The organism is Sulfurovum aggregans (assembly GCF_055385215.1).
Map to the genome: position 1 here is coordinate 1,313,816 of NZ_AP042387.1, position 26,147 is coordinate 1,339,962.

Sequence of the window (26,147 nt, forward strand, 5' to 3'; positions counted from 1 at the left end):
TAATAATATAACTTACAAAGGAGAAAAATATGTATATAAAAAAAAGTTTGGCATGTGTATTGTTAGTTGGTTTAATGACTGTAATTAATGCCAAAGAGATAAATATTGATTTTGAATCTGTTAAGAAAGGTGCTGTTCCACAAACATGGGAATGTGTTTCTCGCTGGGAAATTGAAGAGGACAAAATAGCACCTTCTGGGAAACAGATTTTTTCTATGAAAAATAATAAAAAAGGGTTTTTCGGATATGGAAGCGGGTTTAATCTTTGTTATAATCCTAAATTAACCCTTAAAGACGGAGCGGTAACTGTTAAGTTTAGAGCAAACAGCGGTTCAATCGATCAGGGTGGTGGTATCATCTGGAGAGTTCAAGATAAAGAGAACTATTATGTTGCCAGATTTAATCCACTTGAAGATAATTTTAGATTCTATAAAGTTATAAATGGGAATAGAACACAACTAAAATCAGCAGATATTAAACTCTCTAAAGGCTGGCATGAGATGAAAGTTATACAAAAAGGGAGTCATTTTGAAGGATATCTTGATGGTAAAAAACTTTTAGATTGTAACAACAGTGCCATTGGCAAGAGCGGTGCTGTTGGACTTTGGACAAAGGCTGATGCTGCAACATCCTTCGATGATCTGTCGGCAAAGGTTGAAAAATGAAATTTTTTCTTCCAATAATAACATTTTTAGGATTGTTTACAAATTTATATGCGGCAGATAAAGGATCTGTGACCATTTATGTTTCAGAGGATCAAGTCTTTTCAGAACCTATTTTAAAAGATTTTGAGAAAGAAACAGGTATTAAAGTCAAAGCAGTTTACGATAGTGAAGAGTCAAAGAGTACGGGAGTTATGAATAGGCTACTAGCAGAGAAGAGAAACCCTCAAGCAGATGTTTACTGGGCAAATGAACCTATACGTGCGGAAGTGCTTAAAAGCAAAGGTATTTTGGCTCCGTATGTAAGTCCAAATGCCGAGGGTATTGATAGAATTTATATAGGAAAAGACAATATGTGGACAGGATTTTCAGCACGAATTAGACTCTTTGTTGTACATAAAGATGCACAAATGAAGCCATCTTCGATCATGGATTATGCCAACAGTGCATTGGCAGGAAAAGGGGTGATTGCAAATCCTCTTTTTGGAACGACAACCGCACATATCTCCGCACTATTTACGGTTCTAGGAGAAAGAAAGACCAAAGCATTTTTAGAAAAACTAAAAATAAATAAAACAGCCATCTCTACAAGTAATGGAAAGAGTGCTGATTTTGTGGCTTCAGGCAAGTATGATTTTTCATTAGTTGATAGTGATGATGCCATAAGTAGGCTGAGACAAAAAAAGCCTATCGAGTTTATCTACCCAGATCAAAAAGACAATAAATGGGGTCTATTTGTTGTGCCCAATGTAACTATGCTTATAAAAGGGGCAAAACATTCTGAAAATGCAAAAAAATTGATAGATTATCTTCTTCGTAAAGAGACGGAAGAGAAATTGGCCTTATCTGATTGTGCACAGATCCCTCTTCATAAGGGAGCGATAGGTCCTAAAGAGTTAAAAGCGATAAGTGAATTAAAAGTTATGGATGTTGATTACGCAAAAATAGCAAAAAAGTTAATAGAAATACAACCTTATCTAAAACAATGGTAGGAGGATAAATGACACAGAAAGGGTTTGCAAGAGGTATTTTTGGAATAGTTTTTGTATTTTGTCTATTACCAGTTTTGGCAATGATATATAGCTCATTTTCAGGAGAGTATAACTATAGAACAATTTTTGAAACAGAAGAGGTATTTCAAAGTTTTGTGAACAGTACCCTTTTATCTTTGAGTGTTGCAACATTGACTACACTCATTGGAACATTCATAGGTATCCTCATCTCTAAAACAGATTTTTATTTTTCAAAAATCATTTTACTTTTTTTGCTTGTCCCTATGTTTCTTCCTCCATATATACTAGCGCTGGGGTGGATTGATATTATTGGTGTAATGGGGAGTATGAGTACACTTCTTTTTGGTTTTTTGGGGACAGCTTGGGTATTGTTTAGTGTATATTTACCTATTTCGATACTACTTACTCTTTTCTTTTTAAAACAAATTGATCCTCAATTGGAGAGATCTGCACTGCTTTTTTGTGGTGAAAAAAAAGTACTTCAAAAAATCACATTACCTCTAATAAGCCCAGCAATTATCCTTGGTTTTTTATTGGTGTTTGTTTTAACATTTGGTGAGTATAGTGTAGCAAATGTATTGCGGTTTTCAGTTTTTCCTTTGGAGAGCTTTATTCAGTTTAGTGCTTTTTATGATTTTGATGCTGCTGTAGCAATGGCTATGCCAATGCTTCTGATTGCAATTGCTGTTATTCTTGTTGAACAGCTGTATCTATCAAAAAGAGTTTTTAAATATAAAACCTACAGAGATATGATTATTTTTACACTTAAGAAAAAAGAGAAGATTTTTTTACTTTTTTTTACTTGTATCTTTGTTTTTGTAATAGTTATTCTACCTCTCTCTGGTCTATTTTTTACTGTTGGCATGGTAGACAATCTCTATATAGCTTTTGAAAAAGCACTAGATCCCCTTTTAAGAAGTTTAACCTTTGCAATTTTTGGAGCAACTTTATTGATGATTTTTGGTTTTTTGACCGGATATGTTCTGTTTTTGAAAATACCGATTTTAAGTAGAATACTTGATGCCTCTATACTTTTTTTATTTGTGTTGCCGGCAACAGTTTTAGGGATAGCTTTAATTTTATTTTGGAATAGACCGTTTATAGATTTTATTTATACATCTCCTCTCATTATTTTGTTTGGATATGTTAGTAAATATTTAGCCCTTTCTGTAAAAATATCTCAAACCAAACTTGTTTCATTACCAAACTCCATGATAGAAGCAGCACAAATATCCGGTGCAAATTGGTTTGAGATATTAAGGTTTATTCTACTCCCTGCATCAAAAAAGATATTAATATCAATATTTATTGTAGGGTTTGTCTTTTCATTGAGGGAAAATACAATAACAATGCTCGTTTATCCTCCAGGATATGAGACATTACCGATATATATAGTAACACAAATGGCAAACGGTAAAGAGGAGATTGTAGCAGCATTATCTGTTATTATGATATTGGTTTCTCTTCTGCCTTTTTTGCTTTTTGCTTTTTGGCAATTTAGAGGAGAGAAAAATGTTTAAATTTAAGAATGTTCATTTTCATTATGAAAAAGAGATAATAAAAGGTGTAGAGTTATGTGTAAGATCAAAAGAAAGAGTTGTGATTACAGGGTCATCTGGTTCTGGGAAAAGTACTCTTTTGAAACTTTTGGCAGGATTTATTCCTCCTACAAGTGGAAAGATTATTTTTGATAACCAAATAGTTAGCCAAAATGGAGAAATTATTGTTCCTTCTCATCAGAGGAATATTGCAATGGTTTTTCAAGATCTAGCATTATGGCCACATATGAATATTGAAGAAAATATAGAGTTTGGTTTAAAAATAAAAGGTGTTTCAAAAGAGCTAAGAAGAGAAAAGGTGAATGAATTCTTATCTCTTGTTGGTCTTGAAGGATATAATACAAAAAGAGTTGAGGAGCTTTCTGGAGGGCAACAACAGAGGGTGGCTTTAGCAAGAGCATTAATTGTTTCTCCTAAAATTCTATTAATGGATGAACCTCTTTCAAGTCTAGATGAAAAACTCAATATCCACCTTAGACAAGAGATTGTAGCTCTGCAAAAAAAACTTGGTTTTATTTTAATTTATGTAACACACAATAAAGAAGAAGCCCAATATATAGGGAATAGAATTATAGCAATGGAAGATGGTCATATTATTGATGAAACTTATAACTATTAAAAGAAGGAAAGAGTAAAAAATGGAAAGTATTTTTGATTATACGAAAATTAGTGATATGTGTATCAAGTGTGGAAAATGTATACAAGTTTGTACTGTTTATAAGGTAAATCCAGATGAAACGACAAGTCCCAGAGGATTTATTGATCTTTTAGGAGCATATAAAAGAGGAGAGCTTGAGTTAGATAAAAATGCTAAAAGTATTTTTGAAAGTTGTTTTTTGTGTACTGCCTGTACTGATGTATGTCCCAACGACCTGCCAACTGATATGATTATTGAACAAGTCAGACACGATATAGGAAAAAAGTTCGGTATTGCCTGGTATAAGCGACTGGCATTTTTCTTTTTACGAAACAGAAAAGTAATGGATATTGCCGCACGTATTGGTTACACCTTTGTACCATGTGTAATGAAGATAGATGAACGAAAAAATTCAATGTTCCTTCGTTCTATCCCACTTATCAAGTATGACAGACTCTTCCCCTCTCTTGCTAAGAAAAGTTTTTTAAACTCACAGCCTGAGGAGATCATCTACAATGGTGGCAAAGCAAAGATCGGTCTTTTCATAGGTTGCCTGGCAAACTATATGTACACAGACATTGGAGTAGCACTGCTAAAAATACTGAAAGTCTTAGAAATAGATGTTTACCTTATAAAGCAACAAAAATGTTGCGGAGCACCTTCTTATTTCACCGGTGATTTTGATAGCGTAGATACATTGGCAAAATTTAATATAAAGTACATTGAAGGCTTCCTCGATGAGCTTGATGCCATTATTATTCCTGAGGCAACCTGCTCAGCAATGATCAAGGTAGACTATATGCATTTTTTCCATGACCAGCCGGAATGGTACAAAAGAGCAAAAAATATAAGTCCATATATTCATATGGCAACAGACTGGCTCTATCACAATACAGACTTAAAAAAAATATTGGCAGAACGAGGGATAAATAGAGATATATTGATAACTTATCATGATGCCTGTCATGCTAAAAAAGTACAAGGTATTGAAAAAGAGCCAAGAGAGTTACTTGAACAAAACTATAATATGATAGAGATGGAAGATCCAAATCAGTGTTGCGGATTTGGAGGTGTAACAATACAAATCGAAAAGTTTCACCTTGCCCAGGCGGCAGGCAAACCAAAAGCAAAGATGATAGAGGAGACCGGAGCCAAAATAGTCAGTGCAGAGTGTAGTGCCTGTCGTATGCAAATAGGGAATTCTCTTCATGAAGCAAAGGTAGATGTAGTATTTAAGAATCCTATTGAGCTCATTGCAGATGTTTTGTAACACCCTTTTTTTACCCCTTTTTATAGATATAACCTTTGGTAAAAGAGGAGAAAAAATGAAGAAACTACTCTATTTTCTATTTTTATTACTACTGATGTTGATAGTATTTGTAGGATATGAAAATATTATAAAATGATTTAAAGCAGTGGAGAACATTAGGTTAAAAAAAGATACTTTTAAGGAAAAAAATGAAACACAATGCAAGAAGATGGTTTATGAGAACAGCGGCAATAGCAGGGACAGTCCCATTTGTAGCTCAAGCAGCAGAGGGTACAAAAAAGGTACCGACACTTAAAATCATTCATGCAACAGATACACATATGGATTTGGGGAATGAAGAGTCCATTAAGTATATGAAACTCATGGTTTCATATATTAATGAGCATTACAAAGATTTGGATTTTGTGCTTTTTGGCGGAGACAACTTTAACAATAATGTTGAAGGAGATAATGATGCAAAGCTTTTTAATGAAATTATCTCAAAGTTACACTGTCCATCACTATTGGTAAGAGGAAACAAAGAGTCTTCACCTAAACCAGCTGATGGTGTAGATGCTAATAGTTTTGCCAAACTTTTTTTCAATAGAGAGGGAATGCAAGTAGAAGGTAAAAATTGGGTCGTTACAAAAAAAGGTTGCCAAATTGTTGGGCTCGATAGCAGTATTGAAGGGAAAAACAGTGGACTTTATACTAAAGAGACGATAACATTTGCAAAAAAAGTACTCGATAACGGTTTACCTACAATCATTCTCAATCACCACCCATATACCAATTATTGGAACGGTACAGAGAATGAGGATATTGAAAAATATGTTTTAGGCAATACAAAAGAAGTACAAAAAGAGCTTTTTGGTTATAAAAATCTCATATTGACACTTTCAGGACATAAACATATCGATTCTGTAGGCAAGATTGCTCATGTCAATGTAGTAGCCACCAGAGGGTACAAAAGACCGCTTGATAAAAACAGATATCCTATGCGTTATGTAGAGATAACTGGTTTTGAACTGCTTGAAAAATTGATTTATACGGTAGGTTAAGGCATTCAGATGAAGAAAATATGCTTATTATTTTCTATTTTCATATTTATCACCAATATTGATGCAAAAGAAATTAAAACTAATTTAGATGGTATACTGGCAACTGGTGGGCAAATGGGAAACATGAGAGACATTTTGGCCCTCTATACGATGGTTGGTGCAGGTATAACCTATAAATCTCCCAAGGAGAGTCTCAAAAAAAATATTGCTCTCTATGAGTTAGAACTTGACTGTTTGGAAAAAAATTTTAAATCTAAAGAAATTCAAGAATATGTTCTTGCCAGCCGAAAAGCATGGGGACCTCTAAAAGCAAAAATTCTTACAGCTTTTGAAAGTTCTGATGAAAAAACCATGAGAGAAGTGGCAAAATTCATCCATGACAATATTAGAACTGTCATTGTGCAACAGATTAAAATGAAAAGTTTTTTTCTTAAAAATATTCCTGAACAAGAACGAGAATTAATCAACGCTGCCATTGAGATAGGTGCCTCAATCAAACGTCTTTCCGCCCACTATATGATGAAAATGTGGAAATTGAATGATCCTACGATTGAAAAACACTGGGATAAAGGTGTTGCTATTTATACAAACTCCATTCTTGTTCTAGAAAAATCTGATCTCTACAAAGATCCATCTTTTAAAAAATTGCTTGACCAAAGCAAAAAAAGTCTTCATTTCTTTAAAATAATATGGAAATTTAATAACAAAAGCATGCCTGTCTTGATAGATCAACGAGGAAAAAGTGAATACAAAAATGCTAAAAACATTTTAAAAGCTGTTTTAGAATATACATCAAAATAAAGGAGAAACAAAATGAAGATATTAATATTATTTGGTGGTTTGTTACTAGGTTTTTTATTTGCAGGAAACAGTTATTCAACAAAATCAGACTGGTTACTTGAAACAAACACTACACAAGCAAAGTTCAAAGCGATACAAAAACAGTTTAGAGGCTTTGATTTGTCAATGGTTGAAGTGGGATACAGGTTTAACAGTTTTTATTTTGCGATACAAGATAAAAACTATGATTTGGCACAGTATCAATGGGACAAGATAAAAAAAGCCATAGAAAATGGCATTATAAGAAGACCTAAACGGGCACTCAATGCAAGAGCAATGTTTTTAGATACACAATATCAGGACATGAGCAGTGCACTAAAGAAGAAAGATGCCAAAGCAGTAGCAAAAGAGTATATAAGTACAAAAAATTTATGTAACAGTTGCCATATGGCTGAAAAAGTTCCATTTATAAAAGTTATTGACCCAAATACTAGATGGCAACCTATAAAATAATTATGGGCTGGGTTTTACATTTACATATCTTAGCCGCTATCGCATGGATAGGTGGATCCATTTTTATGTTTATCTTGGGGGTAACTGTTCGAGATAAAAAAATCCAAGATTCTGTATATCCTTATGTTGGACCAATTTTTGGTTATTATGAAGTGGTAGCATTGATACTTTTATTGGTCTCTGGTATATGGATGTTCTTTAACTATGGACTTTCTCAAATTCTCTTTACCAATATCCACTCTGAAGTGATAGACTCTCTGCGTATTAAGTTATGGATAGTGTTTGCATTGCTTATTGTAACAGTTATACATTTTATTATTGCACTTAAAACCAACGGGGGAAAAAGAACATTGAGACAAAATATCATCTCTCGCACCTCTTCTATGTTAATTTTTATTTTAAATCTTTTTATTTTACATTATGCGATGGTTATCAGAAATTATTTTTAATTCTATAAACTTTTCTTTTGCTTAAATAAATGAAATTCAATTTATACATTAAAGGATATACATGAAACTTTTTATCTTCTTTTGTTTGTTTTTTCTCTTATGTGTAGAGGTATCTATTGCTTGTAGTGGAGATTGCATTGTCTGTCATCCAGAACTTATCAAAAAAAAACGGAAACATGAATGCAGATCATCAAATTTTACAAAATTGCAAAAACTGTCATATAGACGGCACCAAAATAGAGATTATAGACAAAAATGTATCTGAGCTAAATGTCTCAAACATTAAAATCGTAAAATTTGATGAACATAATCTAAGTATCAATACAAGTCAGTCGTATAAATACTAAAGAACATAGAGTATTGCAAAAATGTATAAATTGTCATATTTCAATCGATAAAAATATTTTACAGAAAAGTTCACCAAACACAGGAAGTAACCTGATTTATTTTTTGAAATAAAACTATTAAAAATAGCTTAATTTATTCATAAAGAACGTCTCTTTGTGAATAACGATTCATTTTCTCCCTCTTTCTTCACCCTCTTTAGGAGTATTATACTTTTATGATTTTTTTTGATGTGCTTATCATTAAAATTGATTATTAACTATGATGAGCTGGTTTAGTAAAGATAAAAAGGAAGGAATGTTATGGGAAAAACAAGTAGAAGAGATTTTTTGAAAGGGGGTGCTGCAACAGTTGCTGGTACTGCGTTAGGCATACCGGCAGCAGCCAATGCAAAAACAATTACTTCGGCAGATTTCGCCAGAGAAAAAAAAGTAACTGTTTTATGTAGGATGTGTGCTCAAAAGTGCCCGGCAGTTGCAACCGTACTTGACGGAAGAGTGGTAAGGCTTGAACCGAATATGGGTACACCATATGGTGCTATTTGTGGTCGTGCCGCGGGAGCTGTAGGAACTCTATATGATGCTGACAGGATAACTACCCCTCTCATTAGAACAGGGGAAAGAGGAGAAGGAAAGTTTAGAAAAGCATCATGGGGTGAAGCCTTGGATATGGTTGCTAAGAAAATGAAAGAACTCAGAGAAGAGGGAGATGCCAAATCGGTAGCCTATTTGCCAAGATTTAGTTCTGCAGGTGGGTTGGACAAAGGTTTTTTCCATCTCTATGGGACACCAAATATAGTTGGATATGGAGACACATGTTTTGGTTCCTCTTTACCGGTTGGTTTTGGTGCAGTGATGGGAGGGACCAATATGTCTGCTGTCGCAGGTCCTGGTACTTCTGCAGTTAGTGCGGATCATGAGTTTGCCAAATATGGTGTGCTTATACAAAGAAATGTGGGTGGAGCCCTTGTTTGTCACCCTTGGGGAAAAACTTATGGTGCCGGCAAGAAAAATGGTATGGAAGTAGTGGTGGTTGACCCAAGAAAACCATCAGAAGCCGGGGAAAGCCTGACAGATTGGGCACCGATTAAACCCGGAACTGATGCAGCTTTCTTGCTTGGTCTAATGAATGAAATCTTTACAAAAAAATATTATGATGAAAAGCATTTGCTTAAAAAAACAAATGCAGACATGTTGATAAATCCTGAGACAGGTTTGCCTGTTGTAACACAGATTATCAAAAAGATGAAAAAAGGTAAAGAGATAGATGTTGAAGATTATTATGTAGCAACTTCTTCCGGTGTTGGATTTAAATCAGAATATCATGAAAATACAAAACTTTTAGGGGAGCATGAAGTTGAAGTTGAAGGTGTTGTAATAAGATGTAAAACAGCCCTTCAGCTTATGATAGATTCTTGTTCCAAGTATACACCTGAATGGGCGGCAAAAGAGACAACATTGGATGTTACTCAAATCAGAAAAATAGCTAAAAAGTTAAATGATGCAAAACCGGCATGTTTCCTTGAAAGAGGCTATAGAAGTGAAAGATATGCAAACAGTATGAGGGAAAAACTCCTCATTACGCAAATCAATGCTATTTTAGGTGTTTATGGGCACAAAGGTGGTGTTATCCAAAATGGAAAAGTAAAATTTGGAAAAGCGATCCATGCTCCTAAAGTGACTGATCCAAGTATTGCTAAATGGATGGCGAAACATGACAAAGACAAACCGTTTGTAAATGTTAAGTTTTACAGACGGGCCTGGGTTGAGGCGATATTGACAGATAAGCCTTATAAACAAAGGCTTGGATTCTTCTGGGGGCAAAATATTGTAGGCGGTTCTGTAGGAGCAAGTAAAATCACTGATGCTCTGAAAAAATTGGAGATGGTGGTTTGTGTGAGTCCTTACTGGAATGAGACCACTATGTTTGCAGATGTGATCTTGCCGGATGCTACATTTATGGAAAGAGATGAATGTCTCAACGGAAAATGGAAAAGTCCATTGGCAACATTGGGGGTTAACCGTAAAGCAGTAGAACCGTTGGGTGAATCAAAAGATGGCTACTGGATCGTCAATGAGCTTGCCAAAAGAATCTTCCCCGCCGATGTTTATGAAGAGCATTTTGGGGATTATAACAGAGAAGGCATGATGGCTATTTGGCAAAAACAGTATGATGGTATTCATGGGGTTACACCTAAAGAAAAAGCAACAATCCCATCTTTACAGGAGTTGCTCGACGGAAGAGTATGGGCTGGAGACAAGCATTATAAGATAAAAGTAAAAACAAAAACAGGGAAAATGGAGATATATTCTACTTCCTTGGCAAAAAAATACAATGAGCTAAAAGAGATTGGTAGTAAAGATGCCGAGTATGCAAACCCTCTTCCTGTCTATGACAAACCTTTCTTCCTGCAGGAAAAAAGTAACTTAGCCAATGATGAGTTTGTCCCAATTACCGGTTTCCATCCTCTTGGGACCTTTACTGGTCAACAGACCAAGAACAATATGTTATTTAAATCTATTTTTGAAGAGCACCATGCAGATCATATCTTTATCAACAAGAAAAAAGGTGAAAGTCTGGGGCTTAAAAATGGAGACAAAGTAACAATATACAACCCAAAATTACCCTCTATTGTCTCTACGGCAAAAGTGATGCTTAGTGAAACGGTGCAAGCAGATGCAATGTTCTCATACTATGGTGTAGCAGCCGGTGCTTTTGATGGGTTTGCAAAACATCTTCATCATCATAAAACAGGTGGGTTTAACCCAAACCACTTAACAGAATTTTTATTTAGTCCGCTTACTGCGGGGAACCCGGCACAAGATTTCACAGTTAAAATAAGGAGAGCATAATGAGTGTAAATATGAAATGCTATGACACTACACCATGTATTCGTTGTTTCGCGTGTATGGTTGGGTGTTCTGCTGAAAACAGATTGAGACTTCAAAGAGAAGAGCATATCGGTGTAGAAAAAAGTGTACAAAGTAAATTGGAACATCAAAGTCATTTAACACCGAGAAGAAAAGAGATAGGAGTATTCCCGGATTCCAGACAGGTTACTGCTTTTCATCACTGTAATCATTGTGAAAACGCACCTTGTTTGGAAATCTGTCCTGTAGATGCCATTACCCGAAGAGAGGGTGGGGAAATAGTCATAAATCAAGATCCGTGTATAGGGTGTAGTTCATGTGTGGATGCCTGTCCGTTTGATGTTCCTGTGGTGACTGACGGTAAGGCATATAAATGCCACGGATGTTATGACAGGGTTGAAAATGGTTTGAAACCAAGCTGTGTCAATGTCTGTCCAACAGAAGCAATGTTCTCCGGTACAAAAGAAGAGGTACTAAAAGAAGCATATAAGAGAGCTAAACTCTATACAAAGGTAACAGGCAAAGAGCATATTGTCTATGGTGCGGACAAAGTCAATGACTATGTCGGAACTTTACGATGGGTAACCATTATCCCCAAAGAGGATCTTGAAGCATACCAGCTTGACACACATCCGACAAGGCCTGTGATGCAAGCTAGAGAAATCGCTAAAAATGTAGGTGTTGTAGGTGCTGCAGCGGTGGCAGTCGGATCAGTAGGACATCTGATTTACTGGCTAAGCAAAAGAAAAGAAAAAGTAAGCCAAGAGGAGGGAAAAGATCATGAGTAAGAAAATCACAGTCTATGGTAACATGGAGCGGTTTTTCCATAGCCATTTAGTCCATTTTGTATCATTCTTAACAATATCAGGGTTGCCTGTATTGTCTCATAAGTTTGATTTTATTGCGTATGGTGCAGGTATCCCTGTAGCAGCATTGACAAACAATCAAGATGTGCTCTCAGCAGGCATGTCATTTATGCGATTTATTCACTATACAAGTGCCTTTTTATTGACACTGATGGCTATACCATTTCTGTTTATAATGCTTACAAAACTTACTAAACTAAGTATCTGGCCTGACAGATGGGGCTTTAGGGCTATAATAGATGGTATAGGTGATATGTGGAAATTTTATATCAAACAAGAGCATGTAAGTTTTGGGAAGATGAATATTGGACAAAAGGCTTTTGCTCAACTAACAGTAATCTGTATGTTCATTTTAACTATTTCCGGATATATGCTTATATTTAGAGATTCATTCTCTATTGAAATTGCTGCTTATGCCAGAGGCGCACATGCAATATCGTTTGTAATCTTAGCAATTGCATTGATAGTCCATATCTATTTTGCAGTGCATCCTACCAATAAAAACTCTTACAAAGCGATGTTTAAAACAGGTGAGATGGATGTAGATTTCATTAAAGACCATCATGGTATTTACTATGATAAATTAAAAGAGGAGGGTAAAGTTTGATACATATATGTAGGCGGATAAATACAAAACCAAATAGTGTATTTGGTTTTGTATCGAGGGGATAAAGAGATTTAGTCTATCAAAATATATTAAAAATCTTTATTTATAAAAGTATAAATATTAAAAGTTTCATAACAAAAAAAAGGAGTAACTAATGAAAAAAACAATGGGATTAAGTATGGTAGCAGCTTTACTTATGGGTACGGCAGCAATGGCAGGCGGTGATATTGCCCCAATGGAACCGGTAGTACATACCGAAGCACCGGCAAAAGTGACAGAGTGGACAAGTAAATTTAAGTTTTTTGGTTTTGCACAAATTGGGGTAGGATTTGGTGATGGTGTAACTGAAGATGCAGATTACAAATTTGAAGCAGACCGTGTACGTTTAGGATGGAAATACTTTTCCGGTCCATTAGCTGCTAAAGTATTTTTAGACTTTGCCAAAGAAGGTACTGACAATGGTGGGATTGGTGTACCTGACCTGATCAAAGATGCATTCATCGCCTATAAATTTGATGATGCTTTGGTCCTTAAAGCCGGTGTGATTAAAACACCTGTGGGTATGGGTTTCACCATTCCAGGGTGGAATCTTGATGTGATCAAACGTGGTTTTGATAAAAAACTGGCATTCGAGCGTGACTTTGGTATCATGATCTCAGGCCGTGACATCGGGTTTGGGAACAATGCAAAGGTAAACGGTCTTGAAATGGGTCATGAAAGACCAATGAAAGGTTTTGGCTATGACTTGATGATGGCTAGTCAGGCAGGACGTTCCGGAGCTGTTACCGAAGCAAGCCCAGGCAAAGGTGAAGCCTATATGGGACGTTTAATGTTTGACTGGGGTCAAGAACTTCATGCAGAAACTTCTTATGGTGTTTCAAAAGAGGCTGGTGGTGCAGGCACAGAAGATTATGAAGTATTCAATGCCGGTATTGACTCACATTTTGATGGGAGCAATGTAAAAGCAGAGTATTATGATGTTGAGAATATCAGAGGGGTAAAAGGTTGGGATATGCAAACTTTAGCACTTACTGGTACATACTATCTTACCGATACTTTAGAGTTTGCTGTTAAGGATATTAGGGGTACAGAGACAATAGGTGGTGTAGAGGCTGATGCAGCTAATACCTATATCGGTCTAAACTACTATATCAATCCTAAAAACAATAAAATGGATAGAGTATCCAGAAGAGGCAGAAACAGACACAGGGTGCAGCTGAACTATGTACTTACTGATGTAGATGATGGATTTGAAGGTGTAGGTGCCCTCTATAGAGATGATGCTGTTTTAATGCAGTATCAATTTAAATTCTAAAATTATTTATAATCCGGCCACACTACTTTTTAAATTAAGTAGTGTGGCTTCTCATTTTTTAACTTAATGGGGCGATAGATAATATGCTATTTTGTCATAATCAGATTTAATGTTTTGTGGCAATAAATATTTATATATTTCAAGGATTAGAGATGAAAAGTTTGATTGAAGGCTATCTTGGTATCACACAAGAAGGGAAGAAGAGCCGGTTACCTGCTAAGCTTGATTTTTGGCAAAGTGCCACAGGACTTTTTTTAGGATTGTTTATGTGGGGACATATGATTTTTGTCTCAACCATACTGATTAGTAAAGATTTTATGTATACAATTACTAAAATGTTTGAAGGAAGCTTTATTTTTGGAGAAGGAAAACCGCTTATTGTTGGTATTCTTGTTTTCTTTGTTTTTGTTATTTTTATTATACATGCAATGCTGGCATTACGAAAATTTCCCATTAATTACAAACAATATAAAACACTTCTAACTCATACAGTTTCTTTGAAACATGATGATACCAAGCTTTGGGTTATTCAAGTAATAACTGGATTTATTATGTTTTTTTTAGGTTCAGTACATCTTTATATTATTATGACCAATCCTGAAAAGATAGGCCCATTTGCATCTGCCGATAGGATGTTTAGTGATTTGATGTGGCCTCTTTATATTGTATTGCTTTTAGCAGTTGAATTTCATGGCTCTATTGGACTCTATAGATTAGCTGTAAAATGGGGTTGGTTTGATGGTAAAGATGCCAGAGAGACTCGTAAAAAACTTAAAAAAGCCAAATGGGGTGCTACAATTTTCTTCTTAGTGCTAGGTTTTGCTTCATTCGCTGCTTATATCAAAATAGGTATAGAGCATAAAGATAATTATGGAGAACGCTATAAACCAACTGCTCATACAAGTGATATAGAGTTAAACACTCAATTTAAAAGGGTATTATCATGAAAATAGTCTATTGTGATGCATTAATTATTGGTGGTGGTCTAGCGGGTCTTAGAGCAAGTGTGGCGACACAGAGTGCAGGACTTAAAACTATAGTTCTTTCATTAGTGCCAGTTAAGCGTTCTCACTCAGCAGCTGCACAAGGCGGTATGCAGGCGAGTGTAGGTAATGCCAAGATGAGCCAGGGGGATAACGAAGATATACACTTTATGGATACAGTCAAAGGAAGTGATTGGGGGTGTGACCAACAAGTGGCCAGAATGTTTGTCAATACCGCACCAAAAGCAATTCGAGAACTTGCCAATTGGGGGGTGCCTTGGACACGGGTGAGAAAGGGTAATCACGAAGCAGTAATCGATACCAAAAAAACAACCATTACCGAAGATGATGAAGCACATGGTTTGATTACCTCTAGAGATTTTGGCGGAACAAAAAAATGGCGTACCTGTTATACAGCAGATGCTACAGGTCATACCATGCTTTTTGGTGTTGCAAATGAGGCTCTCAAACACAAAGTCGATATTAGGGATCGAAAAGAGGCAATCTCTTTGATACACAAAGATAAAAGGTGTTATGGAGCTATTGTTAGAGATTTGATTACAGGAGAGCTCTCAGCATATGTGGCAAAAGCTACTTGTATCGCAACAGGTGGGTATGGTCGTTTATACAAAACAACAACCAATGCAGTCATCTGTGAGGGTACAGGACAAGCGGTCGTACTTGAAACAGGTGTGGCAACACTTGGAAACATGGAAGCTGTTCAGTTTCATCCAACCCCAATTGTTCCTTCTGGCATTCTATTGACAGAAGGGTGTCGTGGAGATGGTGGAGTTCTACGAGACAAAGACGGTTACCGTTTTATGCCTGATTATGAACCTGAAAAGAAAGATTTGGCTTCTCGTGATGTTGTAAGTCGTCGTATGATGGAACATATTAGAAAAGGCAAAGGTGTTTCGTCTGCATTTGGAGACCATTTGTGGCTTGATATTTCGATTCTCGGTCGTGAACATGTAGAAAAAAACCTAAGAGACGTTCAAGAGATTTCGGAAACATTTAATGGGATTGACCCTGCTAATGAAGGTCCTGCTGGTTGGATGCCTGTTCGTCCTGCACAACACTACTCTATGGGAGGAATTCGTACCAAAAAGACAGGAGAATCTCAACAATTGGCAGGTCTCTTCTCTTGTGGTGAAGCTGCGTGCTGGGATATGCACGGATTTAACCGTTTGGGCGGAAACTCTGTTTCAGAGGCAGTGGTAGCAGGTATGATTGTTGGAAAATATTTTGCAGACTACTGTTTGGAAAATGAAATAAACATTGATACCCAACTAGTTCATGATGCTCTCGAAAAAGAAGAAGCATATATTGGTGAGATACTGAACCGTCCAGAGGGTGAAGATATTTTTGTTATCAAAAAAAGAATGCAAGAGATAATGGATGAGCAAGTAGGTATTTTTAGAAACGGTGATGATTTACAAGCTGCTGTGGATGAACTCCAAGAATTACTTGTACGAAGTAGAAAAGCTCATGTTAAAAGTAAACTCAAGTCTGCCAATCCAGAGCTTGAAGAGGCGTATAGAGTACCAAAAATGTTAAAGCTTTCACTCTGTGTTGCCTATGGTGCATTGTTGCGTACAGAATCAAGAGGAGCTCATTATAGGGAAGATTTCCTCAAACGAGATGATGCCAATTGGTTAAATCGTACACTTACTTTTTGGCCAGATGAAAATAGCACTCTGCCAGAGATAACCTATGAACCATTGGATGTTATGAGTATGGAAATACCACCTGGATTTAGAGGTTATGGTGCGAAGGGGATGATTATTGAGCATGAACTATCTGCAAAACGCCAAAAAGAGGTGGATGAGATAAAAGAGAAGATGAAAGCTGAAGATAGATTTTCATTGCAGGATGCTTTAATGAGCTATGAATTGCCTTTAAACTATAAAGATAAAAATGAACGCTTTGGAGTCGGATATGAGTAATAAAGAAAAACAAGGAAGAGAGTTAACCATATCAGTTTTAAAATATAACCCTTTGGAAAAGGGGAATAAGCCTAGGTTTGTAGATTTTAAAGTCCAGGAAACTGAGGGAATGACTCTTTTTATTGCACTGAATATTATACGAGAGACACTAGACCCCGATTTGGCATTTGATTTTGTCTGTCGTGCAGGGATATGTGGCTCTTGTGGTATGGTGGTTAATGGAAAGCCACTACTAGCATGTCGAACTCTAACTAAAAACTATCCTGACGGAAAGATACAATTGATGCCAATGCCAGCATTTGGGCTTATTCGTGATTTATCGGTCAATACAGGTAAGTGGATGGAAGCAATGTCTGTGCGTGTTGAATCATGGATTCATGCAGAACAAGAGCATGATATTTCAAAACTGGAAGAGAAAGTTGAGCCTGATGTTGCTGATGAGACCTTTGAGCTTGACCGTTGTATTGAGTGTGGGTTGTGTGTATCTTCTTGTGCTACTGCACTTATGCGACCTGATTTTATAGGACCTGCTGGATTAAATAGGATTGCAAGATTCAAAGCTGACCCACATGATACTCGTACCGATGAGGATTTCTATGAGATTATCGGTGATGACAATGGTATCTTTGGCTGTATGAGTCTATTGGCTTGTGAAGACCATTGTCCTAAAGAGTTGCCTTTACAAGAAAAGATTGCGTATCTTAGAAGAAAAATGGTATCGTTAAAGTAAGGAGATATTTATGCCAAAAAAACTAATATTAATCATTGGAGCTCCTGGAGCTGGGAAATCTACAGACAGTAGATTAATTGCAAAAAAACATGAGAGAGATATAACAACTATCTCCGTAGGTGAACTACTACAAGAAGAAGTAGAAAAGGATACAGCTATTGGTAAAATTGCAAAGAAATATATGAAAACAGGTGATTTAGTGCCTGGTTCAGTTGTGATGTATGAAATTTTTGGAAAAGTTAAAAATGCTCCTACAAATATTGTGTTGATGGATGGTTTTCCAAGAGGAATCAATCAAATGAAAGAGATGGGAGATGAGCTTTTTCAAGAAAAAGATATCAAGCTAGTCTCTGTGATTGAAATTCGTGTAAGTGAAGCGGTTTCTAGACAAAGAGTACTGGGGGATAACCCTTCACGAGAAGAGGAAAAACTTTTTAATCATAAAATGGAAGTCTATAATGGTCTCATTCAGACAATAGAAAATTATTATAAAAAAGATAATCTATTAACTGTGATTGATGGAGAAGGTAATTTAGATACCACCATCGCTAAAATAGATAAGCATTTAGAAAAACAAGTCCATTTATTTGCTTAATATATGAATGTATGCTTTAAAATGCTATAATATCTAATTAAAAATTTGAATTGAACATAGCAACAGATAAAGCATACAACCGTATTGGCACAGCAAAAAAATATTTTTAACAAAAAAACAAAAGATTTTATTGTATAGATATCTTTGTTAGAATTGGCATTGTAATAATACAATTATCTTAGTTTTGATTTATCGTGTACCATTACCCCCTTTTTTCTCCTTTTTTATAATTATACTTCACTTTAGCAAATTTTATTTGGGGTACTCAATAAAATTCAATTAAGAAAAGGAGAAGAAATGAGTATGGGTAAAAAAGACACATCCTATGATACGCTTTATGCGGCATTTGAAGATAGAATAGAGCAGTTAAAAAAGCTGCCAAAGATGAAAGAAAACAGTTCTATAGAACAGGTTATAGAAGAAAATGGCTTCGCAAGAAGAGATTTTATGAAGTGGGCGGGAATGATGACGGCCTTGCTTTCATTGCCTTCAACATTTACACCATTGATGGCTGAAGCAGTTAAGGTAGCTGATAGATTGCCTATTATCTGGTTGCACATGGCAGAGTGTACAGGATGTACAGAAGCACTGCTTCGTTCCGCCAACCCAACTATAGATAGCCTTATTTTTGATTATATCTCTTTAGAGTATCAAGAGACACTTATGTCAGCTGCCGGCTGGCAGGCAGAGGAGAACCTTGAGGGTGCCATGGAGAAATATAAGGGTAGATATATTTTGATGGTAGAGGGTGGTATTCCTATGGGAAATGAGGGGTCGTATTTAACGATTGGCGGACACGGCAAAAAAGGAAAGGATATTGCTATTGAGGCTTCTGAAAAAGCCGCAGCTATTTTTGCAATTGGTACCTGTTCTGCATTTGGTGGTGTTCAGGCAGCTGTTCCAAACCCAACAGGTGCAGTAGCCCTTAGTGAAGTAACACATAAAACGGTAATTAATGTACCAGGGTGTCCTCCAAGTGAAAAGAATATTGTAGGAACATTGCTTCACTATTTGCTTTATGGGACATTACCTGCTCTTGATGCATACAATAGACCAAAATGGGCATACAGACTTAGAATTCACGATCTTTGTGAAAGAAGAGGACGCTTTGATGCAGGTGAATTTGTAGAGCAGTTTGGTGACCAAGGTGCAAAAGATGGCTATTGTCTCTATAAAGTAGGCTGTAAAGGACCTTATACATTTAATAACTGTTCTAAAAACAAGTTTAACCAAGGTACATCTTGGCCGGTACAAGTTGGTTTTGGATGTATGGGTTGTAGTGAACCGGATTTCTGGGATACTATGGGTACGGTAAATGAACCGCTTAAAGACAGATTGTATAATACAACATTCGGTGGGCTTGGTGCAGATGCGACAGCAGACAGAATCGGCATCGGGTTACTCGTTGCTACAGGTGTAGGTGTTGCAGCACATGCAGCGATTTCAGCGGTTAAACCACCAAAATCAGATGACTAGTAAGGAGAAGAATAATGAGTAAAAGAGTAGTAGTAGATCCGATTACAAGAATCGAGGGACACTTAAGAGCAGAGGTGATAGTTGGTGATGATGGTGTTGTAGAAGATGCATTTGTATCTTCTACGCTGTGGAGAGGTTTAGAGGTAATTGTAAAAGATAGAGATCCTAGAAATGTACCTTTGGTTATGCAGAGAATTTGTGGTGTATGTACCTACTCACACTACTTAAAAAGTACAATGGCAGTTGAAGATGCATTGGGCATTAAAATTCCATTGAATGCAGAACTTGTAAGAACGCTTATGAATGCAGCACTTTTTATGCACGACCATGTGGTTCACTTCTATCATCTGCATGGTGTAGATTGGGTAGATATCGTTTCAGCATTGGATGCGGATCCAAAAAAAGCAAGTGAATTGGCTTTCAAATATACAGACAGTCCTATTTCTACAGGTGAAAATGATCTTAAAAAAGTACAAGAGACTGTAGCAAAATTTGCTAAAAATCCTCAAGGACTCGGGCCGTTTGCTAATGCATATTGGGGGCATGGTACCTATAAGTTTACACCAGAGCAAAACCTTATTGCCCTAGCTCACTATTTAAAAGCACTGGAGATACAAAGATTAGCTGCAAAAATAATGGCAATTTTTGGAGGGAAAAACCCACATCCTCAATCATTGGTAGTGGGTGGAGTTACCTGTGTTATGGATATTTTAGACCCTGCCAGAATGGGTGAGTATATGGTACAGTTTAAAACCATACAAAATTTTATTAAAAATGCATATCTTGCAGACATTAAAATGGCTGCAGAAATGTATAAAGATGAACCTTCAGTAACAAAGCCGATGGGAGTTAAAAATTTCATGGCATATAAAGATTTCATGATCGGACGTGATCAGTATCTCTTTGACAGTGGGTATATCCTTAATGGGGATATCGCTAAAGTTTTTGATATAGATGAGAGTTTAATTACTGAAGAGGCAACACACTCTTGGTATGCTGATGATGAACCGCAGCATCCATATGATGGTACTACTATTCCTAAACATACAGGGTATGTAGATGGGGAGAGTGTGGGGCCAGATGGAGAGATGATCCATTCTAAGCTTATCAATCCGGAAGGAAAATATACGTGGATTAAATCTCCGAGATATGATGGAATGCCTATGGAAGTTGGTCCATTGGCATGTTTACTGGTCAACTATGCAAAAGGCAATAAGATAGTTCAAGATTCAGTGAATGGTTTCCTAAAAGAGACAGGACTTCCGGTATCAGCACTCTTTACGACGTTGGGAAGAACAGCAGCTCGTGCACTGCAAGCAGGAATTGTTGCAGATAATGCTTTGGTCGCTTTCAATAATCTAATTGAAAATATCAAAAGTGGAGATCAGGAAACTTGTACTCCTTATGTGATTGATAAAGATAAAGAGTATAAAGGAAGAGGGATCGGTGATGTTCCAAGAGGAATGTTGATTCACTGGATCAGAATTAAAAATGGCGTGTGTGAAAACTATCAGGCTACGGTTCCATCTACATGGAATGCCGGACCAGTAGATGCTAATGGGATAAAAGGACCGTATGAGGCGGATTTGGTGGGACTCAGAATCAAAGATATTAAACAACCATTAGAAATCATTAGAGTTATTCACTCTTATGATCCATGTATTGCATGTGCCGTACATGTTATGGATACAAAAGGCAATAAATTAGCTGAATACAAGGTTGATCCTACTTACGATAGTTGCAGTGTATAAAAGGAGCTAAAAATGGAAAAAGTTCAAAATGAGACCCATAATCACCATATGGTGATTGAAGAGGAGATGGAGTTTACTCCGGCATATAGATGGCAGCACTGGATTAGAGCACTCTCGATTTTAATACTGATTGTTACCGGATTTTATATCGCTGAACCTTTTGTGGCACCTATCTCCAATGGGCAACCAACAAACTTTATGCAGGCTTATTTTAGATTTGCTCATATTGTTTTTGGTTTTGTGATGACTGCTGTGGTTGTTTGGAAATTGTATTTGACATTTTTTGCAAAAGCATATAAGCATGAAAGACATTCTGTACAAGATATGTTCAGTCCAATGGTATGGGTAAAACAGATTGGATATTATCTGTTTATAACAAAACACCCTCATTTAAAAGGTGTTTATAATCCACTACAGTCAATGGCGTATATTGGATTGTATATTGTCTTTTTTGTATTGATTCTTACAGGACTTATCCTTCATGCAAATGTGTATCATGAAGGGTTTGGTGGCTTGATCTATGCACCAATGAGAGTGCTTGAAGAGATGATGGGAGGATTGGCAATGGTAAGGGAGATCCACCATATTGCAATGTGGGTAGTGATCATTATTGTAACTATACATATTTATATGGCATCCTTTAATGCTATATTTGGTAAGAATGGATCAATGGATGCTATTTTTTCAGGTATGAAATGGCACAAAAAACATTAATATAATGGTCAGCTTAGGCTGGCCATTAATACTAATATTAGTTATGAGGCAATATACTTTTTAATACTGTTTTTTACTTCAACCTGCACAGTATTTTAGAGTTATCTTGTCTCTTTAGTGATATTAGTCATGAGGGAAAAGAAATTTTTAGTTTTATATTCAAATCCTCCTTTGAAAAAGCATTAAAAAGCCTTCCTTTCTTTCCCTCTTGAGTGATATCAGTCATGAGGGGAAAAGTAGACATTTATCCAAAACCTCCTTTCTCCTCTTGAGTAATATTTAATATAATTCGTAGAATATAAAAGGATAATAATTTGAAAATTTTGATATTAGGTATAGGAAATATCCTCTTTGGAGATGAAGGAATAGGTCCTCATTTGGCAAATCTTATTGAAGAGAAATACCGTTTTGATTCCAAGGGGTATACTGTAGAGATTATTGATGGCGGTACACTGGCACATAGACTTATTCCTATAATCACAGAGTATGACAGAGTTATTATTATTGATTGTGTCAAGGTGGATGATGGGAACATTGGAGATGTTTATTCTTTTGAGTTTGATGATATGCCGGAGTATATCACATGGAACGGAAGTGCACATGAAGTAGAGATGCTTCAGACACTTCAGATGATAGAGATGATGGGTGATCTGCCACCGACAAAGATTGTGGGTGTCATTCCTTATGTTATAGGAGAGGACAGTACTTTTACAATGACAGATGAAGTGAAAAAAGCAGCCAATGTTATGGAAAGAGTAATTATTGATGAGTTGAATACTTTAGGTATGAAAGCCATTCTTAAAAATAGTGGTATTGACCTGCAAGAGATAGCAAGAGGTACATATGTAAAAGGGATTGAGTATGATATTGGAGTATAAACTCGATTATCGTTCTTCATCATTAGTATATGAGAAGATTTTTTTAAAAGCATTGCAAGAATTCTCTTTAAGGGGGAAAATACTAAAAGAACATTTTTTGCTCAAATTGTATGTTCAAGCAGACGATGCTGATGTGTTAATAGAGTTTGCTAATTACTTTTCCGTTATGTTGCCACACTCTATTTTCCTTTACAACACAGAAGCCAGTATTGTAGATGAGCTACCTGAAGGAGACTATGTTTTAGCTAAACAACAAGAGAAGCTCTCTTTGCCTTTTTGTCCAAAATGCTTAAAAAAAGTGATGGATGAAGAAAATGAGGACTATTACAATATATTTACAGAGTGTGATGCCTGTGGATATAGTCTAGCAGGAGAGAGAAAAAACTACAAGAGTGAGTTTGAACAAGCAGCACTCTCTATCAGTCAAGGTAAAATGATAGAGTTGAATACATTTTATGGAAAGTATTATGCAGGTATACCAAGTAAGGTTTGTAACAAAATAAACTTTGACGTTGTAGTATACGATCTTGCAACTATTGAGAAATATGCCAATGTAGAAACCTATGAGGTCACAACTTTGGGAGCGTTTGAGAAGCCACTGCTTAAACTGAAAAAGAAGATCAAATTCACTATGGATCATGAAGAGGTTGAAGCAGATCTGATCCGTTTTAAACTTCCGGATGACTTTATTCTGCATCTTCTTATGCAAGAGTTGCATCAAGTTGGTATCGATGCGATTTTTATCACAAAAGAAGAGATTCCTACCCAAGAGAAACTGTTATTGGTTGATTTTAAAGAGGAGCTAGAACCCATTGAAGTTGTAGCTTCCCAAAAGGATGTTGCAATTGTTTCTGGGGAAAAAGGTTTACCTCTCTTTCCAATGAATTCATCTAAAGTTAATCCTGCAATAGGTTCTTTCTTCTCTGTTATAAAAGAGCATCAATTAAAAGATGAAAATATTGCGGGTCTTAATCTGAGTAAAGAGTATAAAAATAATATATTGGTGCACGGCAATAAATATGGGGTTGTTGAATATCTCTCATTGAATTTTAATTTTTTCTCTATGAAAGAGATATTTGATCAAATTATAGCCACAGATGAAACAGGAATAAAAATAGTTGAAAACTATAAAAATAAATTTCCGGATCATTTTGATAAAGTATCTAAAATTGTGTTTGAAGATAAAGCGTTTAATATCTTTAAACTCTGGGGTATAGTAGCCATTGTACTTGATTTTGCTCAAACAGAAGACCCGTTTGAAGCCGCTGAAATCTTAGAAGAGAGTGCCATGTCATTTTTAGGAGAAAAAGGTCCTAGAATTGACTATAAGTTACTTAATATAGATGGAAAAGTATATTTGGACCCTTTAATGACTATCAGGACAGCAATGAGTTTTCGTCTTGCCGGGGTTGATCAGCTTATGTTGAGTTATGGGGTGATAGAGAGTTTCCTTGAATTCCTTGCCAATGAACTGGATGAATTAAAGCCCAGTATGGATATAACGGCTGTTACAGCAACAGGTTCTCTCTTGGCAAATAAACATCTCTTTTCCAAAATGAGTAGGGAGATATCTATCAACCATAATATTTATTTCAATAATGAACTTCCTGTTGATGGCAGGAATATGTTTTATGGAGGTGTTTCTTTAATTCAGTAGATATGCTATTATCCAGTACGCAACCAGAAAGATAAAAAGGTTTTATATTCTAAACATACACAGATGCAAACCTCCTTATTATGCATTGACTTTTTTTGATTTCTGGTTGCGTAGTGGATAAATTCAGATGAGTGCTTTTTTAATAAAATATAAGGGAACAAATGAAACATTTAATGATAAAAACAATAGAAAAATATGCTCGATATAAAATAGATAAAAATTTAAATCTTGTCTACAAAGATGATCTAATCTACCCTAAACCGGAAAAAAATAAAAATTATCTGCTCTATTTGCATATTCCTTTCTGTAAAGTCTTTTGCCCTTACTGTTCTTTTCATAAGTACAGTTTTGATGAAAAAAAAGCAAGAGAGTATTTTGAGACGTTAAGAAAAGAAATACGTTTGGCTAAAGAAAAAGGATTTTGTTTCTCCTCTGTATATATAGGAGGAGGTACTCCAACCATACTTCCGGATGAATTGGCCAAGACTATTGATTTGGTACGAGAACTTTTTGATATCAAAGAGCTTTCATGTGAAGCAGATCCAGATATCAGTGATGAGTTGATTGCACTTTTAAAAGATAGAGTAGATAGACTTTCCGTAGGTATACAGTCTCTTGATGACAAAAGACTACAGCAAACCAAAAGGTGTGACAAATTTGGCACTGTTGATGAGCAGATAACCAATATTAAAAAATTAATTGAGAATTTTAAAATTGTCAACTGTGATCTTATTTTTAATTTTCCTGATCAAACACCCCAAGAGTTACGAGAAGATATCAAAAAACTAAAAGAACTCTCCCCTCCTCAAATATCGATGTATCCATTGATGTACTCCCCTTCAGTAAGAAAAGATATTGAAAAAAATATGGGAAAAGTTGAAAACACCAAAGAGTTTGAACTCTATAAAGTGATTTTAGATGAACTGGGTCAAGATTATGTACAAAATACCTGCTGGGCCTTTTCAAAAAAGGGAATCACACTTATAGATGAATATGTAGTTGACCACATTGAGTATTTAGGTCTTGGTTCTGGGGCTTTTGGATTCATTGACGGTACTTTATACATTAATACATTTGCATTAGACGAATACAAACAAAGAGTGGATGGCGGGGAATTCTCTACAGCACGATATAAAACATATTCTAAAAAAGAGATATTGAACTATAGACTCATGGTAGATATGTTTGGATTTGAATTTTCAATGGAAAACCTCATTCAAAAATATGGCAAAGATGCAAAACTAAAATTGGCATTGGAACTTTTTTTACTGAAACTCTTTAAAATTACAGATAAAGACTATAAGCTTACTACCTTTGGTAAATATATCTTTTTGATTTTAATGAAAGAGTTTTATATCGGTATGGACTACGTAAGAGAAAGCTCCAGAAAAGGCATAGACAGATTTGGGTTTTTAAAAAATGAGGGATAATGATGTAAACTTCCCTCCTCTATAAAAATAAAATCTTTCTAATTTTTTATTTATCCTATAT

23 protein-coding genes are annotated in these 26,147 nt (G+C 35.9%); all 23 read left to right on the top strand.

All coding sequences use genetic code 11. The annotated features are described in order from the left end of the window. The first annotated feature begins 29 nt into the window (after nt 1-29). The 23 genes from ACZ48W_RS06690 to ACZ48W_RS06800 all read left to right on the top strand — a co-directional run bounded on the left by ACZ48W_RS06690 (nt 30) and on the right by ACZ48W_RS06800 (nt 26,086). Entirely contained in the window at nt 30-665 is a 636-nt protein-coding gene (locus ACZ48W_RS06690) for a hypothetical protein (protein WP_464827563.1), read from the top strand. Continuing rightward, nucleotides 662-1,654, top strand: coding sequence for an extracellular solute-binding protein (locus ACZ48W_RS06695; RefSeq protein WP_464827564.1), 993 nt, complete (start codon nt 662-664; stop codon nt 1,652-1,654). Before ACZ48W_RS06690 ends, ACZ48W_RS06695 begins: the two co-directional genes overlap by 4 nt. 8 nt (nt 1,655-1,662) lie before the next feature. After that, nucleotides 1,663-3,195: an ABC transporter permease gene (locus ACZ48W_RS06700; RefSeq protein WP_464827566.1), complete on the top strand. Its 1,533-nt coding sequence runs from the start codon at nt 1,663-1,665 to the stop codon at nt 3,193-3,195. Further along, a complete protein-coding gene (locus tag ACZ48W_RS06705) occupies nt 3,188-3,853 on the top strand; it encodes an ABC transporter ATP-binding protein (protein ID WP_464827567.1) in 666 nt (221 codons plus the stop codon). The genes ACZ48W_RS06700 and ACZ48W_RS06705 overlap by 8 nt, the downstream gene beginning before the upstream one ends. Nucleotides 3,854-3,872: 19 nt before the next feature. After that, nucleotides 3,873-5,141, top strand: a complete 1,269-nt coding sequence (locus ACZ48W_RS06710) for a (Fe-S)-binding protein (protein ID WP_464827568.1) — start codon at nt 3,873-3,875, stop codon at nt 5,139-5,141. A gap of 188 nt (nt 5,142-5,329) precedes the next feature. Continuing rightward, complete coding sequence (locus tag ACZ48W_RS06715; RefSeq protein WP_464827569.1) at nt 5,330-6,181, top strand: metallophosphoesterase family protein; 852 nt, start codon at nt 5,330-5,332, stop codon at nt 6,179-6,181. A 9-nt stretch (nt 6,182-6,190) separates the two neighbouring features. Further along, on the top strand, nt 6,191-6,982 hold the full coding sequence (locus tag ACZ48W_RS06720; protein WP_464827570.1) for a hypothetical protein: 792 nt from the start codon (nt 6,191-6,193) through the stop codon (nt 6,980-6,982). Nucleotides 6,983-6,994: 12 nt separating this feature from the next. Beyond that, complete coding sequence (locus ACZ48W_RS06725; RefSeq protein ID WP_464827571.1) at nt 6,995-7,474, top strand: hypothetical protein; 480 nt, start codon at nt 6,995-6,997, stop codon at nt 7,472-7,474. 2 nt (nt 7,475-7,476) lie between these two features. Then, the gene (locus ACZ48W_RS06730; RefSeq protein ID WP_464827572.1) at nt 7,477-7,923 is read left to right on the top strand and encodes a hypothetical protein; all 447 of its coding nucleotides are present in this window, start codon (nt 7,477-7,479) and stop codon (nt 7,921-7,923) included. 647 nt (nt 7,924-8,570) lie between these two features. Then, complete coding sequence (locus ACZ48W_RS06735; protein WP_464827573.1) at nt 8,571-11,120, top strand: molybdopterin-containing oxidoreductase family protein; 2,550 nt, start codon at nt 8,571-8,573, stop codon at nt 11,118-11,120. Further along, a complete protein-coding gene (locus ACZ48W_RS06740) occupies nt 11,120-11,926 on the top strand; it encodes a 4Fe-4S dicluster domain-containing protein (RefSeq protein ID WP_464827574.1) in 807 nt (268 codons plus the stop codon). Before ACZ48W_RS06735 ends, ACZ48W_RS06740 begins: the two co-directional genes overlap by 1 nt. Further along, complete coding sequence (locus ACZ48W_RS06745; RefSeq protein ID WP_464827575.1) at nt 11,919-12,611, top strand: cytochrome b/b6 domain-containing protein; 693 nt, start codon at nt 11,919-11,921, stop codon at nt 12,609-12,611. The genes ACZ48W_RS06740 and ACZ48W_RS06745 overlap by 8 nt, the downstream gene beginning before the upstream one ends. 154 nt (nt 12,612-12,765) lie before the next feature. After that, complete coding sequence (locus ACZ48W_RS06750) at nt 12,766-13,926, top strand: porin (RefSeq protein WP_464827576.1); 1,161 nt, start codon at nt 12,766-12,768, stop codon at nt 13,924-13,926. A gap of 152 nt (nt 13,927-14,078) precedes the next feature. Further along, the gene (locus ACZ48W_RS06755; protein WP_464827578.1) at nt 14,079-14,873 is read left to right on the top strand and encodes a fumarate reductase cytochrome b subunit; all 795 of its coding nucleotides are present in this window, start codon (nt 14,079-14,081) and stop codon (nt 14,871-14,873) included. Beyond that, nucleotides 14,870-16,855, top strand: a complete 1,986-nt coding sequence (locus ACZ48W_RS06760) for a fumarate reductase flavoprotein subunit (protein WP_464827579.1) — start codon at nt 14,870-14,872, stop codon at nt 16,853-16,855. The genes ACZ48W_RS06755 and ACZ48W_RS06760 overlap by 4 nt, the downstream gene beginning before the upstream one ends. Next, complete coding sequence (locus ACZ48W_RS06765) at nt 16,827-17,585, top strand: fumarate reductase iron-sulfur subunit (protein ID WP_464827580.1); 759 nt, start codon at nt 16,827-16,829, stop codon at nt 17,583-17,585. Before ACZ48W_RS06760 ends, ACZ48W_RS06765 begins: the two co-directional genes overlap by 29 nt. A 10-nt stretch (nt 17,586-17,595) precedes the next feature. Beyond that, nucleotides 17,596-18,180, top strand: a complete 585-nt coding sequence (locus ACZ48W_RS06770) for an adenylate kinase (protein ID WP_464827581.1) — start codon at nt 17,596-17,598, stop codon at nt 18,178-18,180. 384 nt (nt 18,181-18,564) lie between these two features. Continuing rightward, entirely contained in the window at nt 18,565-19,656 is a 1,092-nt protein-coding gene (locus ACZ48W_RS06775; RefSeq protein ID WP_464830477.1) for a hydrogenase small subunit, read from the top strand. Between the two features lie 14 nt (nt 19,657-19,670). Beyond that, nucleotides 19,671-21,407, top strand: coding sequence for a nickel-dependent hydrogenase large subunit (locus ACZ48W_RS06780; RefSeq protein WP_464827582.1), 1,737 nt, complete (start codon nt 19,671-19,673; stop codon nt 21,405-21,407). 12 nt (nt 21,408-21,419) lie between these two features. Continuing rightward, on the top strand, nt 21,420-22,121 hold the full coding sequence (gene cybH, locus ACZ48W_RS06785) for a Ni/Fe-hydrogenase, b-type cytochrome subunit (RefSeq protein ID WP_464827583.1): 702 nt from the start codon (nt 21,420-21,422) through the stop codon (nt 22,119-22,121). 314 nt (nt 22,122-22,435) lie between these two features. Next, complete coding sequence (locus tag ACZ48W_RS06790; protein WP_464827584.1) at nt 22,436-22,999, top strand: HyaD/HybD family hydrogenase maturation endopeptidase; 564 nt, start codon at nt 22,436-22,438, stop codon at nt 22,997-22,999. Beyond that, entirely contained in the window at nt 22,983-24,656 is a 1,674-nt protein-coding gene (locus tag ACZ48W_RS06795; RefSeq protein WP_464827585.1) for a hydrogenase, read from the top strand. Before ACZ48W_RS06790 ends, ACZ48W_RS06795 begins: the two co-directional genes overlap by 17 nt. A 161-nt stretch (nt 24,657-24,817) precedes the next feature. Further along, on the top strand, nt 24,818-26,086 hold the full coding sequence (locus ACZ48W_RS06800; protein WP_464827586.1) for a coproporphyrinogen III oxidase family protein: 1,269 nt from the start codon (nt 24,818-24,820) through the stop codon (nt 26,084-26,086). The last annotated feature ends 61 nt before the right edge of the window (nt 26,087-26,147 follow it).